At 71.4% G+C, this 15503-nt stretch carries 12 protein-coding genes; 8 read left to right on the plus strand and 4 right to left on the minus strand.

Features of this window, described 5'->3' with window-relative positions; translation table 11 throughout:
• Positions 1 to 3: 3 nt before the first annotated feature.
• The 8 genes from ACWEN6_RS01955 (at position 4) to ACWEN6_RS01990 (ending at position 10993) form a co-directional block, all read left to right on the plus strand.
• Positions 4 to 549, plus strand: a complete 546-nt coding sequence (locus ACWEN6_RS01955; RefSeq protein ID WP_452568500.1) for a dihydrofolate reductase family protein — start codon at positions 4 to 6, stop codon at positions 547 to 549.
• An 81-nt stretch (positions 550 to 630) separates the two neighbouring features.
• On the plus strand, positions 631 to 1512 hold the full coding sequence (locus tag ACWEN6_RS01960; RefSeq protein WP_354851729.1) for an LLM class F420-dependent oxidoreductase: 882 nt from the start codon (positions 631 to 633) through the stop codon (positions 1510 to 1512).
• Between the two features lie 50 nt (positions 1513 to 1562).
• Complete coding sequence (gene asnB, locus ACWEN6_RS01965; protein ID WP_452568501.1) at positions 1563 to 3425, plus strand: asparagine synthase (glutamine-hydrolyzing); 1863 nt, start codon at positions 1563 to 1565, stop codon at positions 3423 to 3425.
• Between the two features lie 52 nt (positions 3426 to 3477).
• Complete coding sequence (locus tag ACWEN6_RS01970) at positions 3478 to 5358, plus strand: non-ribosomal peptide synthetase (RefSeq protein WP_452568502.1); 1881 nt, start codon at positions 3478 to 3480, stop codon at positions 5356 to 5358.
• Position 5359: 1 nt separating this feature from the next.
• Positions 5360 to 7927, plus strand: a complete 2568-nt coding sequence (locus ACWEN6_RS01975) for a condensation domain-containing protein (protein WP_452568503.1) — start codon at positions 5360 to 5362, stop codon at positions 7925 to 7927.
• Positions 7924 to 8703, plus strand: a complete 780-nt coding sequence (locus ACWEN6_RS01980) for an aspartate/glutamate racemase family protein (RefSeq protein WP_452568504.1) — start codon at positions 7924 to 7926, stop codon at positions 8701 to 8703. The genes ACWEN6_RS01975 and ACWEN6_RS01980 overlap by 4 nt, the downstream gene beginning before the upstream one ends.
• A gap of 28 nt (positions 8704 to 8731) precedes the next feature.
• On the plus strand, positions 8732 to 9502 hold the full coding sequence (locus ACWEN6_RS01985) for a thioesterase II family protein (RefSeq protein WP_452568505.1): 771 nt from the start codon (positions 8732 to 8734) through the stop codon (positions 9500 to 9502).
• A gap of 249 nt (positions 9503 to 9751) precedes the next feature.
• Entirely contained in the window at positions 9752 to 10993 is a 1242-nt protein-coding gene (locus ACWEN6_RS01990; RefSeq protein ID WP_452568506.1) for an acyltransferase family protein, read from the plus strand.
• A 351-nt stretch (positions 10994 to 11344) separates the two neighbouring features.
• On the opposite strand, the gene ACWEN6_RS01995 is transcribed toward ACWEN6_RS01990, so the two are convergent.
• From ACWEN6_RS01995 to ACWEN6_RS02010, 4 genes are all read right to left on the minus strand, one after another.
• Positions 11345 to 12082 carry a phosphotransferase family protein gene (locus ACWEN6_RS01995; RefSeq protein ID WP_452568507.1) on the minus strand — a complete coding sequence of 246 codons (738 nt, stop codon included), beginning with the start codon at positions 12080 to 12082 and terminating at the stop codon, positions 11345 to 11347.
• A gap of 58 nt (positions 12083 to 12140) precedes the next feature.
• Positions 12141 to 12656, minus strand: coding sequence for an NUDIX hydrolase (locus ACWEN6_RS02000; protein WP_452568508.1), 516 nt, complete (start codon positions 12654 to 12656; stop codon positions 12141 to 12143).
• Between the two features lie 198 nt (positions 12657 to 12854).
• Positions 12855 to 13415 (minus strand): dihydrofolate reductase family protein, encoded by a 561-nt coding sequence (locus tag ACWEN6_RS02005; protein WP_452568509.1) that lies wholly within the window; start codon positions 13413 to 13415, stop codon positions 12855 to 12857.
• A 209-nt stretch (positions 13416 to 13624) separates the two neighbouring features.
• Positions 13625 to 15503: WD40 repeat domain-containing protein (locus tag ACWEN6_RS02010; protein WP_452568510.1), on the minus strand; the 1879-nt coding region annotated here is incomplete at its 5' end.

The following is a 15503-nucleotide window of genomic DNA, read 5'->3' on the forward strand; positions in this document are numbered from 1 at the left end:
GCCGTGCGGGAAGTGATCCTGTCGATGTTCGTGAGCGTCGACGGCTACGTGGAGAACGCGACCGGCCAGCAGGACTGGAACATCGACGTCTTCGACGACGAGATGGAGCGCCACGTCGAGGAACAACTCGACGCGGCCGACACCCTGCTGCTCGGGCGCAGGACCTACGAGCTGTTCGCGCAGGCGTGGCCCGCGGAGACCGGCCGGGTCGCGGACAAGATGAACGGCATCGCCAAGGTCGTCTTCTCGCGGACCCTCCAGAGCGCCGCCTGGCGCAACACGCGGATCGCCGCCGGCGACGTCGCCGAGGAGATCGCCGGGCTCAAGCGGCTCCCCGGCAAGAACCTGCTGATCTACGGCAGCGCCGCGCTCGCGCGCGACCTCATGCGGCGCGGCCTGATCGACGAGTACCTGCTGTGGGTGCATCCCGTCGTCCTCGGCGAGGGCAGGCACCTGTTCGAGGACTTCAAGGACCGCGTGGACCTGAAGCTGGCCGGCACCCGGGTCTTCGACACCGGGGTCTGCATCCTGCGCTACCGGCCGGCGTGAGCCACCCCGGGCCGCCGGCCGGCCCGCACCACCCGCGAGAACACCCGCGAGAACGTTGTCACAGAACCTAGGGAGACCGGCGTGAAGGTTGGCTTGGAAATCGGGGACTTCTCCTGGAAGGGCGGCTCCGCCCGGGTGGCGGACACCCTGGTGGAGATCGCGCAGTCCGCCGACGACGCCGGGTTCTCGCTCCTCGGCGTGGGCGACCACGTGTGGCAGGGCCCGCACGCGGGCGGTCCCGAGGCGCCCATGCTCGAGTGCTTCACCACCCTTACTCTGCTCGCCGCGCACACCCGGCGCTGCCGGCTCGCCCCCATCGTGGCCGGGGTCCACTTCCGGCACCCGGGCGTGCTGGCCAAGACGGTGACGTCCCTGGACGTCCTGTCCGGCGGGCGGGCGATGCTCGGCCTCGGCGTCGGCTGGTACGAGGACGAGGCGCTCGGCCTCGGCATCCCCTACCCCTCCCTCGCCGACCGCTTCGCGATGCTGGAGGAGACGATCCAGATCTGCCACCGCATGTGGGACGGCGAGCGCGGCGACGAGCGGCCCTACGAGGGCGAGCACTACCGGCTCGCGCGGCCGCTGAACCTGCCGCAGAGCATCACCCGGCCGCACCCGCCGATCCTCATCGGCGGCGGCGGGGAGAAGAAGACCCTGCGCCTGGTGGCCAAGTACGGCGACGCCTGCAACCTGTACCCCGGCCCCGACCTGCCGCACAAGCTGGACGTGCTGCGCGGGCACTGCGAGGCCGAGGGACGCGACTACGACGCCATCGAGAAGACGGTGATCTTCCCCTTCGACGTCGGCGACGACGGCGCCGGGGCCGGTGACCTGGCCGAGACTCTGCGCGGGCTCGCCGGGCTCGGCGTGGACACCGCGATCGGCATCATCGGCGGCCCCGAGCCGGTCCGCCAGGTCGAGATCATCGGCAAGAAGGTCGTCCCCGCCGTCGCCGACGCCTAGCCCGGTCCCTGCCGTTCTGTAGCTGCCTACGTGGAAGGAGCGCCCGAGACATGTGCGGAATCGCTGGGTCCATGGCCCTCCGTGACGGCCGTGCCATCGACGAGCCGGAGCTCGCGCGGATGACCGGGACGCTGGCCCACCGGGGGCCCGACGCGGGCGGGACCTTCTTCGATCGGGGCGTCGCCCTGGGGTTCCGGCGCCTGAGCATCATCGACCTGCACGGCGGCGACCAGCCGATGTTCAGCGAGGACGGCCAGGTCGCGCTGGTGTGCAACGGCGAAATCTTCAACCACCGCGCGCTGCGCGCCGAGCTGCAGGCCAAGGGGCACCGCTTCCGCACCGACTGCGACGTCGAGGTCCTGGTCCACCTCTACGAGGAGGAGGGCCCGGACCTGCTGCGCAAGCTCAACGGCCAGTTCGCCTTCGCCATCTACGACCTGCGCCGGCGCCGGCTGTTCCTGGCCAGGGACCACGTCGGCATCCTCCCGCTGCACTACGCGCGCACCGACGGCCACTTCGTGTTCGGCTCGGAGGCCAAGACCGTCCTTGCGCACCCCGGCGTCGGGCGCGAGGTGGACCTCACCGGCCTTGACCAGGTGCTCACCTTCCCCGGTCTGGTCAGCCCGCGGACCATGTTCCGCGGCGTCAGCAGCGTGCGCGCCGGCCACTACCTGCTGGTCGAGGACGACGAGGTCCGCGAGGTGCGCTACTGGGACCTGGACTTCCCCCTCAAGGGCGACGCCCCGCCCGCCCGGCCGGACGAGCACTACGTCGAGACGCTGCGCGAGCTGCTGGGCGAGTCGGTGCGGCGCCGCCTGCAGGCCGACGTCCCCGTCGGGTTCTACCTCAGCGGCGGGCTGGACTCCTCGCTGATCGCGGCGCTGGTCGGGCGGACGACCCCGCCCTCGCACTCCTTCTCCATCACCTTCCCCGACGCCGCCATCGACGAGTCGGCCTACCAGCGGCTCATGGCCGAGAAGGTGGCCTCCCGCCACCACGAGGCCGAGTTCCACGCCGAGGACATCACCGGCGAGCTCCAGCGGATGGTCTGGCACGCCGAGTGCCCGGTGAAGGAGACCTACAACACCTGCTCGCTGGCCCTGTCGGCGCTCGCCCGGCGCAACGGCGTCAAGGTCATCCTGACCGGTGAGGGCTCCGACGAGCTGTTCGGCGGGTACGTCGGCTACCGGTTCGACCGGTTCGGCCGCGGCGGCGGCGGAGGCGGCGGCCTGGACGAGGCGCTCGAGGACGACGTGCGCAGGCAGTTGTGGGGCGACCCGGGCCTGTTCTACGAGCGCTCCTACAACGCCTGGCGCGAGTCGAAGATGGACATCTTCTCCGAGGGCGTGCGCGAGCGGTTCGACGACTTCGACTGCCTGCGCCACCCGCTGGTCGACAAGGACATGCTCGCCGGCCGCGACCGCCTCAACCAGCGCTCCTACCTGGACTTCAAGCTGCGGCTGTCGGACCACCTGCTCTCCGACCACGGCGACCGGATGTCGCTGGCCAACTCGGTCGAGGCCAGGTACCCGTTCCTCGACATCGACGTCATGGAGTTCGCCACCTCGGTGCCCGCGCACCTGAAGGTGAACGAGGCGGGCGAGAAGTACGTCGTCAAGCAGGCGGCCCAGGGGCTCGTGCCCCCGGAGATCATCGCCCGGGAGAAGTTCGGCTTCCGGGCCCCGGGGAGCCCCCACCTGCTGAGGCGCGACGTCGAGTGGATCAACGACACGCTCTCCCACGAGCGCGTCAGGCGGCAGGGCTTCTTCGACCCGGCCGTCGTGGACCACCTCAAGGCCCGTTACCTGCGCGAGGGATTCGACGTCCACCCCCACCTGGGGGACGACCTGCTCCTGGTCGTCCTGACGTTCGGCATCCTGCTGGACACCTACGGCCTGGCCGACCACGCATGAACCCCGGGGGGCGGATCGGACGAGCGTCCCTGGCAGAGAGGAAGGAAGCAGGATGGCCTTCGAAGCGATCCACTCGCTCGTAGGACGCGCGATCGAGCGGTTCCCCGACCAGGTGGCCGTCGAGTCCCCGCAGGGGCGACTGACGTACGCGGAGCTCTCGGCCCGGGCGGACGGCCTGGCCGGCGCGCTGCGGGCGGCGGGAGCAGGCCCCGAGTCGCTCGTTCCCGTCCTCGCCGAGGACCGCGGGGAGATCATCGCGGCGCTGCTCGGCATCCTCCGCATCGGAGGGGTGTTCGTCCCGCTGGACGCCGCCGCCCCGCGCGTGCGCCTCACCCAGATGGTCGAGGACACCGCGCCCGGCTTCGCCGTCGTCGGGACGGGCGCGGAGGCGCTGGCCGACGCCGTGCTCACCGACGCGGCGCCCGGCGCCGTGCGGGTCGCGGCGGCGGAGATCGGTGAGACAGGAGCGGCGGTGACGCCGCACGAGCCCGGGCCCGACGACCCCTGCTATGTGTTCTTCACCTCCGGCTCCACCGGGCGTCCCAAGGGCATCGTCGGCCGGCTGTCCGGCGTGGACCACTTCGTCCGCTGGGAGACCGAACTGCTGGGCGTCGGGCCCGGGTGGCGGGTCAGCCACCTGACCTCGCCCGCGTTCGACGCCATGCTGCGCGACGTGTTCGTCCCGCTCACCACCGGCGGCACCGTCTGCGTCCCGCCGCAGGACACGCTGCTCGACCCCGCCGCGCTGACCCGCTGGATCGACGAGCAGCGCGTCGACCTGGTGCACTGCGTGCCCTCGCTGCTGCGCGGGGTCATCCGCGAGGCCGCCGCCGGCGACTACGAGCTGGCGTCGCTGCGCTGCGTCGCGATGTCGGGGGAGAAGCTCCCGCCCGCCGACGCCGCGCGGCTGTTCGGCCGCTTCGGCTCGCGGATCAAGCTGCTCAACCTGTACGGGCCGACCGAGACGACGATGACCAAGACCTACCACTTCGTCACCCCGGCCGACGCCGAACGCCCCTCGATCCCGATCGGCCGGCCGATCCCGGGCGCCGAGGTGCTGCTGCTGAACGGCATGGGGCAACCCGCCGCGCCGGGCAGCGTCGGCGAGATCTACCTGCGCACCCCCTACCGCTCGCTCGGCTACCACGGGCAGCCCGAGGCGACCGCCAAGGCGTTCGTCACCAACCCGCTCACCGGCGACCCCGACGACGTGGTCTACCGGACCGGCGACTACGGCCGGCTGCTGCCCGAGGGCGTCTACGAGTTCCTCGGCAGGAAGGACCACCAGGTCAAGATCGGCGGGGTCCGGGTCGAGCTGGGCGGCGTCGAGAGCGTCCTGCGCGAGCACCCGGCCGTGGCCGACGCCGCCGTGGTGGCCGCCGAGGAGGAGGGCGGCGTGCCCTACCTGTGCGCGTTCGTCGAGCTGACCGGCGCCGCCGAGCCGCAGGAACTGCGCGACCACGTGCGCGGCCGGCTGCCCGACAGCGCCGTCCCCGCCGTCCTGGTGCCGCTGGCCGAGCTGCCGCGCACGCTTAGCGGCAAGATCGACCGCAAGGCGCTGCCCACGCCGGTGCTGCGCCGCGAGCTTCCCGGCGAGGACCACATCCCGCCGCGCACCCCCACCGAGCAGGCCGTCGCGCGGGTCTGGCAGAGCATCCTGCCCGTCGACGACCTCGACGTCCGCGAGAGCGTCTTCGAGGTCGGCGGCAGCTCCCTGGTGGTGTTCGAGCTGCTGTCCCGGCTCGGCACCGAGTTCGGCGTCGAGGTCCCGCTGCAGGAGTTCCTCGCCTCGCCGACCATCGAGTCGCTGGCCGCGCTCATCGAGAACGCCATCCTGGGCCGCGACGCGCCGCTCGACGACCTGTTCGTCTCACTGACCGACATCGGCGCGCAGGGCACCCACGAGGTGCTCGTGAGCGAGAGCGGGAGCTGACATGGCCGGATCGATCCGATGGACGGCGCCGCACCTCAGGCCCTCCGTCACCGAGACGCCCTCGGACCAGGACACGCCGCCCGCCGCGGCGGAGCTCGGCCCCGAACAGGCCCGGCTGCTGGAGCGGGAGGTCGAGACGGCGATCATGCGGCAGGACGGCGTCGCCGACTGCGCGGTGGTGTTCCAGGGCGTCGGAGACGACGCCGGCGAGCGCCTGTGCGTGCGCTGCGGCATCACCGGCCGCTACCCCGGCATCGTCTTCGACGGGGACGGCGTGTGCAACCTGTGCGCCATGTACGCCGGCAACCGCGAGCGCATCCACGCCTACTTCGGCGAGCCCGGGGACATGGTGCGCCACATCAAGGAGCGCTCGCGGGCGCGCGGCTCGGACTACGACTGCCTGCTGCTGTTCAGCGGCGGCAAGGACAGCACCTACGTCCTGCACCAGCTCGTCGACCTCGGCCTGCGCGTCATGACCTTCACCTTCGACAACGGCTTCATCTCCAAGACGGCGCTGAACAACGTCGAGGAGATCACCGCCGAGCTGGGCATCGAGCACCTCACGATGACCCGCGCCGACCAGAACAAGATCTTCCTGCAGAGCCTGGAGCAGCACAAGAGCGTCTGCAACGGCTGCTTCCGCTCGCTGCTCGACCTCAGCACCGAGCTGGCCCACGAGCGCGGCATCCCCACCATCGTCACCGGCCTGTCGCGCGGGCAGATCATCGACGAGCGGCTGTCGTGGTTCTACCAGCAGGGCGTGTTCGACCCCGCCGAGATCGAGCCGAAGCTCGCGATCGGCCGCCGGATCTACCACCAGACCGGCAGCGCCATCGCCTCGGCGGCGGTCGACTCGGTCGAGGTCGTCGACTACTTCCGCTACTCCGATGTCACCAAGACCGGCATCCGCGAGTTCCTCCAGCGGCGCTCGTCCTTCTGGTCCCAGCCCCAGGACACCGGGTTCTGCAGCTCCAACTGCATGATCAACGACGTGGGCGTGTACGTGCACAACCAGGAGCGCGGCTACCACAACTACGAGGCCCCCACCCGGTGGGAGGTGCGCGTCGGCCACCTGGAGGTCGCCGAGGCCGACGAGGAGCTGCGCGCCCCGGTCAACACCGCCCGGGTCAAGCGGATGCTCGCCAAGATCGGGTACGCCGACCCGGCCGACCGCGACCGGCTGGGCAGCCGGCTGGTCGCCTACTACGTCCCCCGCGGCCCGATCGACGGCGACGAGCTGCGCGCCTCGGTGGCGGGCGCCCTGCCCGACATCCTGGTGCCCGAGCAGTGGGTGGCGGTGGAGGAGATCCCGCGCGCCGCCGGGGTCGTCCAGCGCGAGGCGCTCGCCGCGCCGCGGCCCACCCGGTTCGGCACCGACATCGGCGAGGAGCCCGAGCCCCCCAAGCCGGTGCTCGCCGGTGACCTGACCGTCCCGCTGACGCCGGTCCAGCGCGACTACCTCGAACGGCACTCCGCCGACGTCGAACGGCGGGGCCGCGCGCTGCTGCTGGAGCTGCCCGGCCGGCCGGACGCCGCCCGCGTCCGCAAGGTCGTGCTGCAACTGCTGCTGCAGCACGACGCGCTGCGCACCCGCCTGCTCGACCGCGACGGCGAGCGCCGCCAGCGCGACGGCGGCGTCGGCGCGGCGCTGCCGGTGCTCGGACTGGACCTGTCCAGGCTGGACGAGGCCGCCGAGCCGGGGCTGCTGCGCGCCGCCGTCGACCGGATGCGCGCCCGGCTCAGCCTCACCGACGGCCCCGTGCTGCAGATCGCCCTCGCCGACCGCGGCTCCCGCCCCGCCTGGCTGCTGCTGGTCGTCCACGAACTGGTCGCCGACACCCCCTCGTGGCGGCTCATCCTCGACGACCTGTGCACCGCCTGGGCCCAGACGGAGGCCGGGACGCCGGTCGAGCTGCCCACGGCCGCGTCCTTCCTGGGCGCCGCCGCCGCCCAGCCCGAAGGCGCGCCCGCCGCGGTGCCCGCCGGGTGGACGGCCAGCGCCGGCGACTGCATCCTGCCCGGATGCTCGGCCGACGCCGCCGGCACCCCGACCCGCACCCGCGCCGTCGCCCCCGACCCGGCGGGCGACGGCGCCCCGCCCGCCGGCAAGGTATTGTCGGCCATCGCCACCGTGCTGACCGAGTGGATCGGCGGTGAGTTCATCACCATCGACGTGCAGGACCACACCGCCGGCGGCGACCGCGACCTCGGCGTGCGGCAGGTGGGCCCGCTGACCGCCGTGACCAAGGCGATCGTCTCCGTCGACGGGCCCTGCGGCATCGCTCCGCGCACCAGCCCCGCCGCCCGCATCAGGTACGACCACTTCGGCGACCTGTCCCGGCTGCTCCCCGCCGGCGCGCCCTTCAGGCTCGCCACGCGGGAGGAGGCCGACTACACCGTCGCGCCCACCACCCGCCCGTACGTGCTGTCGGTGAACGCCGCCGTCGAGGACGGCCGGCTGCGCCTGGACTGGTGGTGCGGCCCGAAGCTGCACGGCCTGCTGCGCGAGGCCGACATCCCCCGGCGCGTGGCCGAGCTGCTGTCGCGCGCCGGCACCGAGGTCACATGAGGACCGGCGCGCGGGACGGCGAGGGCGTGGGCACCCGGGTGCCGCGCCCACCGCGCCCGCTGCCCCCACTGCGGCCGACCCTCGGCATCCTCGGCGGGATGGGTCCGCTGGCGACCGCCGAGTTCCTGCGCCTGCTCGCCGCCCGGGTCCCCGGGACGACCGACCAGGAGCACCCGAGGATCGTGATGCTGTCCGACCCGTCCATCCCCGACCGGACGGCGGCGGTGCTCGCGGGCAGCGACGCGCCGCTGCCGCCCATCAGGGACGGTCTGGCCAGGCTGGCGGAATGGGGGGCCGACCTGCTGGCCGTCCCCTGCAACACCGCGCACGTCTACCTCGACCGGCTCGCCGGGACGCTCCCGGCGCCGGTCGTGCACATCGTGGACGCGACGCTGGAGGAGGCCGCGCGGCGCAGCCCGGAGGGCGGCTGGCTGGCCGCCACCACCGGAACCGTCGCCGGCGGCCTGTACCAGCGGCGCGCCGAGGCGCTCGGCTACCGCCTGCTGCTGCCCGGCAGCGGCACGCAGGAGGCCATCCACCACACCGCCACGCTGGTCAAGGCCGGGCGCTCCCACCAGGCAGGGGCGCTGCTCGGCACGGTGGCCCGCGGACTGTGGCACCGGGAGAGGCTCCCGGTGCTGGCCGCCTGCACCGAGCTGCCGCTGGCCTACGCGGCGGCCTCCCTGCCTCCGGACATGATGATCTCCAGCCTGGACGCGCTCGCCTCCGCCTGCGTGAGCCGCATGTACCACCCGGCGGGCGTGGCCAGGCGATGATCTCCGACCACCGATGGGAGGACGGCCGATGAGCGTCCGGCAGCAGGCGCGGCGCGCCGAGGCAGGGGCGTGGACCGCCGCTCTGCGGGCCGCCAGGGGCGAGCCCGAGGGCCGCGTCGTGGTGTTCCCGCACGCCGGGGCCGGGCCCAACGCCCTGATGCCCCTGCTCGCGGCCCTCCCCGACACCTACGACGTGCTCGGGGTCACCCTGCCCGGCAGGGAGCGGCGCTTCAGCGAGAGCTACGACAGCACGCCGGAGGACCCCGGAGCCGTGGTGGACGGCGTCCTGGCCGAACTGACCGGCCTGCCGTCCTGTCCGACCGTGTACTTCGGCCACAGCATGGGGGTCTCCGTCGCGGTCGCCGTGGCGCTGGCCGACCCGGGGGCGTGCGCCAGGCTCGTGCTGAGCGCCCACCCGCCGGCCGGGGTGAAGTTCGAGCGGGAGGCGGCGTGGAACGACGCCGTCCTGCTCGAGGTCGTCAGGCTGGGCGGGGGCACCCCGCAGGAGATCATGGACAGCCCCTTCTGGCGCACGTACGTGCTCGGCCTGCTGCGCTCCGACCTCACCCTCGCGGCCCGCCTGGTGCGGCGCAACCTCGACGGCCGCATCACCATGCCGCTCACCGTGCTCGGCGGCGACCGGGACGAATTGGTCAACGTGCGCGAGCTGGTGGCCTGGCAGGACCGCGCGGAGGCGGGAGCGCGCATGCGCGTCTTCCCCGGCGGCCACTTCTACCTGCTCGACGAGCCCAACCGGCGCGCCGTGGCCGCCGAGATCACCGGCGCCTTCTCGGCCTGACCCGCCGGCCCCCTCATCACCGCGGCGGGCGGCCGTCCCACGCGGCGCGAGCATGGGCATGAAAGGCGCGCGGAAATAGGGTGCGGCGAAATTGCGCAATTGGTGAGATGCGCCGGGGAACCGCCGGAACGATGCTGGTGGCGTCGACCAATTCGTAAGGAGCACTCTATGGTCGTGTCAGAGAAGGCGGGAAACCCCGCTGGAGCGGCCCCCAGCGCGGCGCGCCGGTATTTCCCGCATCTTGAGGGAATGCGAGGGCTCGCGGCCCTGGGGGTGCTCGTTCTCCACGTCGCTTTCAGCGCGGGCCAGATGCGGTGGAACGAGGCCCCCGGTCTGGAGGAGACCGGGAACGGCGTCTTCAGCGTCCTGCTCAACCAGCTTCAGGTGAGCCTGCCGATTTTCTTCACATTGTCGGGCATGCTGCTCTATCGCCCCTTCGCTCTGGCCACCATCGCCGGCACCCCGACGCCCCGGGTGAAGCCCTATCTGTGGCGCCGCGCGCTGCGATGCCTTCCGGCCTACTGGGTGCTGATCGCGGTCGTCCTGGTGACGCTCAACCGGGACAACATCCATGGGGTCTGGGACGTCGTGCGGCCGTTCCTGCTGCTGCAGATTTACCAGGAGAACGCCTGGGTCCTCGGCGGTGAGCAGACCTGGAGCCTCGCGACCGAGATCGCGTTCTACTTCGCCCTGCCGGTGATCGCCTGGATCCTGCACAAGATCGCACGCAGGGCCGCCACCCCGGCGGCGCGGGTGCGCCGCATCCTGATCTCGCTGTCGCTGATCATCCCGATCAGCATCGCCTGGACCGCCTGGACGCACCTGCCGTCCTTCGGCGCCTGGCCCATCGAGGGCAACTGGCCCCCCGGGTGGATCGACTTCATCGCCACCGGCATGATGCTCGCCACCCTGTCGGCCGCCGCCCAGGTGTCGATGGACCACGTGCCCGGCGCCTACCGCGCCGCCTACAAGTGGCCGCTGCTCTGCTGGGCCGGTGCGCTCGTCGCCTACCTGATCGCCTGCGTCTCGCCGTTCGGCGACCCGGCCAGCGCCAACTACCCCGGCCTCGGCCAGGGCGTCCTCGAGCACGTCATGTACCTGCTCTTCGGCTTCCTCGCCGTGACCCCGCTGACCCTGCCGCACCTGCGGTCGCGGTTCATCGAGGCCGTGGTGACCAACAAGGTGATGCTGTTCCTCGGCCGCATCTCCTACGGCGTCTACCTGTGGCACATCGCGATCATCTACTTCTGGCACGGCAACCTGTTCCGCGCCGGGAACTTCGGGGTGCTGCTGCTGGTCACCCTGGTCGGCAGCGTCGCCTGTGCCACGGTCAGCTTCTACCTCATCGAGAAGCCGGCCATGAAGCTCCGCGAGCGCCTCGGCAAGGCCCCCAAGGAGCCCAGCGTCGTCACCCTCCTGCCCGAACTCCCCAACCCCGGCCCCGGCCCGGCCCCCGAGGAGCAGGTGCCCGCCGCCACCCCCGCCCGCTGACGAACGGCCGGAACGCCCCGTCGACAAGCGGCTCCCGCCCCCGCGCCCACCAGCCCGCGGCCGGGAGCCGCCGCCATCCCCCGGCAATCCGACCCTCACTCCGCCCGGACGGTCTTCATTCGGAGCGTCCGCGTCCCCCGGGAAATGGCCCTCGCTGCGCTCGGACAGTGTTCTTCTGGGACTCCGCCCCAAACCCCGAGGCAGGGGCTCCGTCCCCGCACGCCCGCTCGAAGGGAGCGTCGCCGCGCGGCGGGAGCCTGGTGAAGCTCAGGGGAGGCCGTGCTAGAAGCTGAACTCGCCCTTCTTGGCGCCGTCGATGAACGCCTCCCACGCCGTCGGGCTGGTGCGGCCTTACACCAGGGATCTCAGTACGTCGACCTCGCAGCCTGGCGAGAACGGGTCGAAGCCGTGCTCGGCCAGCCAGCGGACCGCCAGCAGGCTTCGCAGTGACCACCACGCGCGGATCACGTCGAGGTCGACGTCGGTGCCGTAGCCGGCGACGACGTCGCCAAGGTGCTCCTGGTGTCCGAGCGTCAAGATGGCGAGGTCGAACAGGGCATCGCCCTGGGCCGCTTCGGACCAGTCGATCACGCCGGTGATCTCGTCGCCGTCAGCGAACACGTGGGTGACCTGCAGGTCGCCGTGCGTGAACACCGGTGTCCACGGCCGGAGCGCGGTCTCGGCGATCCGGCGGTTGCGCGTGACCAGGTCGGCGGGAAGGACACCGTTCGTGACGAGCCATCCGCATTCGCCGTCGAGGCGCGCTGCGATCTCGTCGAGGCCGCGACCGGGCCATGGCGGCAGCGGCGCGTCGTGCAGCGTCCGTGCGACGGCACCCGCCGCGGCCCACGCCGCCGGCGACGCGGTCGACGGCTCGCCGAGGCGGCCGAGCGCCTTCCCGGGGAGGGCGGCGAGCGCGAGCACGGGCGGCTTGCGCCACAGGACCTCCGGAGTCGGGATCGGCGCCATGGCCATCGCCTCGACCTCGACGTCGGTGCGCGTCTGATCGGCGTCGATCTTCAGGTACACGTCGCCGACGCGCAGGGTCGCGCGCTCGTTATGGGCGACGACGACCTCGACCTCATCCACGTCGGCCATCATCGCGGGATGACCACCGACGTCACCGGACTCATCCCGAGCGACCGGGTCACGTCCAGATCTCCAGGGGCTCGTCGATCGTCTCACCGTCGAGAAAGCGGGTCAGCAGGCGGGGAAGCGAGCGGGGATAGAACTGGTCGGCGCTGGCGACCACCTCGGCGATCGGCCACCAGCGGAAGTCGAAGTAGTCCTCTTTCTCGTAGTCAAGCCGGTCGCGGTCGTCGATGTCGGGTCCTGGCCCGGCCAGGCGGATCTGGACGACGACCTCGTGCTGGAGATGACGGACGTCGCGATGGCGGAACGAGCCGTCGCGGGTCCAGGTCGGCGGCCCGATCTGTTCATCGCCGATCGTGATGCCCGTCTCCTCGCGCAGTTCGCGCCGGGCGGCCTGGCGGTAGTCCTCACCGGGGTCGATGCCGCCACCGGGCAGTTCCCACCATCGGCCGAGTTCTGGGGCGGTGATCTCGTGGGTGTGGAACAGCAGGATCCGGTCGAGGGAGTCCCGCACGACCAGTCGCACGACGTCTCGCTCCACGATCGGCAGATCGCGAGGCAGTCGGTCCATCGAGTGTCGCCTCCTGTGTTCGTTCTCGGCATCTCCGTGAGCATGGAGACGATCACCGTATGCGGGACGGCTGTGAGACGCGTGCCGGAAGCCGATTCGCGACTCACTCGGAACACTCGGACATGAGACGTCGATCGCGGCAGGTCCCGTACACCGATGGACCGCGTCCGCGCGAGCATGTACCGGCTTCGAGCACTTCTAGACGCGGTCGTACCGCATCACCACCACCTGGGAATCGCAGGTGCGCGACTCGGTCAGCCGCAGGCCCAGGCGTTCGTCGCGCGGGACGAACAGTGGCCGGCCGCCGCCCAGCACGACCGGGTGCACCGCGATGTGGTACTCGTCGATGAGCCCGTGGTCGGTGAGCGCGGCGGCCAGGCCGGAGCCGCCCGTGAGCAGCAGGTCCTTGCCGTCCTGCCGCTTGAGTTCGGCGACCTGCGCGGCGAGGTCGTCGCCGATGATCCGGACGGCCCAGTCGTCCTGCTTCAGTGTGCTCGAGAAGACGATCTTGGGCGTGTCGCGCCAGCGGGGGGCGAACTTCAGGACGTGCGGGTGGTCCGACATCGACTCGGCGTTCGGCCAGAAGGCCACCATGCCCTCCCAGACGCCGCGCCCGTACAGGAAGGTGTCGCAACGGTCGGCCAGCGACTCGGAGTACGCCGACAGCTCCTCGCCCATCACCGGCCAGTCGAACTCGCCGTTCGGGCCGTCGATGTGGCCGTCGATCGAGGTGTGCACCCAAAAAATGATCTTACGCATGTCCGGCTCCTGTTCTCGGGCGGCTTCGCCCTTCGCTTTCACAGGTGAGTCGGAGCCGTGGCGACGTTCTCTACATCCGGCAGAGGGAATTCTTTCCGGGCCACGATCACCGGGCCGTCCGGCATCGTCCGCGCGTGCCCGGTGGGCGGATCCGCACGCCGACCGGGACGGTCGTGGAGTTGCTCGCTCACGGCGCCGGCCGCGTCAGGTCAGCGGCATACCGGTCGGTAGTCCACCTCCGATACGTACTGGGCCCATTCGGCGCGGGTGAACGAGCGTGCGGGGATCGCGCACACGGCTGCGAGCAGGTCTTGGGGCATGCCCACCTCCCACAGCCGTGTCGTGCCGTCATCGCCGCTGGTGGCCAGGGTCTGTCCGTCGGGGCTGAAGGCGAGTGAGGCGAATCCGTTGGCGTGGCCGTCGCGGGGAGCGCCGATGGGGGCGCTGGTCGCGGTGTCCCACAGGCGCACAGTGCCATCCTCGCCGCTGGTGGCCAGGGTCTGTCCGTCGGGGCTGAAGGCGAGCGAGGCGACCGCGTTGGCGTGGCCGGCGAAGGGGGCGCTGATGGGAGTGCGGGTAGCGACTCGCCATAGCCGCACTGTGCCGTCCTCGTTGACGGTGGCCAGGGTCTGTCCATCAGGGCTGAAGGCGGGCGAGTAGAGCGGGTTGGTGTGGCCGGCGAGAGGGGCGCCGATGGGAGTGCGCGTTTTCATCCGCCATAGCCGCACCGTGCCTTTGCGGTTGATGGCGGCCAGAATTTGTCCGTCAGGGCTCAAGAGGGACCAGGTAGTTAATCCGCGGCTGCCGACGAGCGGGATGCTGATGGGTTCACCCGTACGGGCATCCAACAATCGTGCGCTGCCGTCTTCACCGCTGGTGGCCAGGGTCTGTCCGTCGGGGCTGAAGGCGACCGAGGTGATCACGTAGGAGTGTCCGGTGAACGGTGCGCCGATGAGTTTGCCGGTCCTTGTATTCCACAATCGTGCCGTGCCGTCGAAGCTGCTGGTGGCCAGGGTTCGGCTGTCGGGGCTGAAGGCGATTGAGGTGATCGCCCTGGTGTGGCCGGTGAGCGGCGCGCCGATGGGTGCGCGGGTGGCGGCGTCCCACAACCGCACGGTGCCGCCTCTGTCACTGGTGGCCAGGGTCTGTCCGTCGGGGCTGAAGGCGAGTGAGGTGGCCCAGCTGGGCTGATCGGTGCGCGGAGTCCCGATGGAGGTGTGGAGTCTGATGTCCCACAACCGCACGGTGTTGTCCTCACCGGCGGTGGCCAAGGTGTGTCCGTCGGGGCTGAAGGCGAGCGAGGTGACCCGGTTGTCGGTGTGGCCGGTGAGCGGCGCGCCGATGAGTGTCCGGGTGGCGGCGTCCCACAATCGCACGGTGCCATCACCACTGCCGATGGCCAGGATCGCCTGCCCTTTGGGGCTGAAAGCGACGGAAATGTCGCCACGGGGACGGGCGGGGGGAGGAAGCTTGATCGAAGCGTGCGTTTTGACCTGCCACAGTCGCGCCACGCCGTCCAGGCCGCTGCCGGCCAGCATCTGGCCGTCGGGGCTGAAGGAGATGGCGGTGACGGCGTGTTCGTGGGCGGGGAGTGGGTCGCCGATGGGGGTGCGTGTCGTGGTGTCCCACAGTTGTATGGTGCCGTCGGAGCCGCCGGTGGCCAGCATCTGGCTGTCGGGGCTGAAGGAGATGGCGGTGACCGCTTTGGTGTGGCCGGTGAGCGGAGTGCCGATGGGGGTGCGGGTCGCGGTGTCCCACAGTCGCATGGTGCCGTCGAAACCGCCGGTGGCCAGTGTCTTGCCGTCGGGGCTGAAGGCCAGGGCGGTGACAGCGTTCTTGTGGGCGGTCAGTGGAGCACCGACGGTAGTGCGTGTGGTGATGTCCCACAATCGCACGGTGCCGTCGTCGCCGACGGCCAGTGTCCGCCGGTCGGGGCTGAAGGCCACCGAGGAGACCCAGCCTTTGTACCCGGGCAGAGGGGCGTCGATGAGGCTGCGGGTCTGTACGTCCCATAATCGGGTCAGGCCGTCGCCGATGGTGGCGAGGGTCCGTCCGTCGGGGCCGAAGGTGACCGTGGAGATAGGGCTG

It is taken from the genome of Sphaerisporangium sp. NPDC004334 (genome assembly GCF_053602655.1).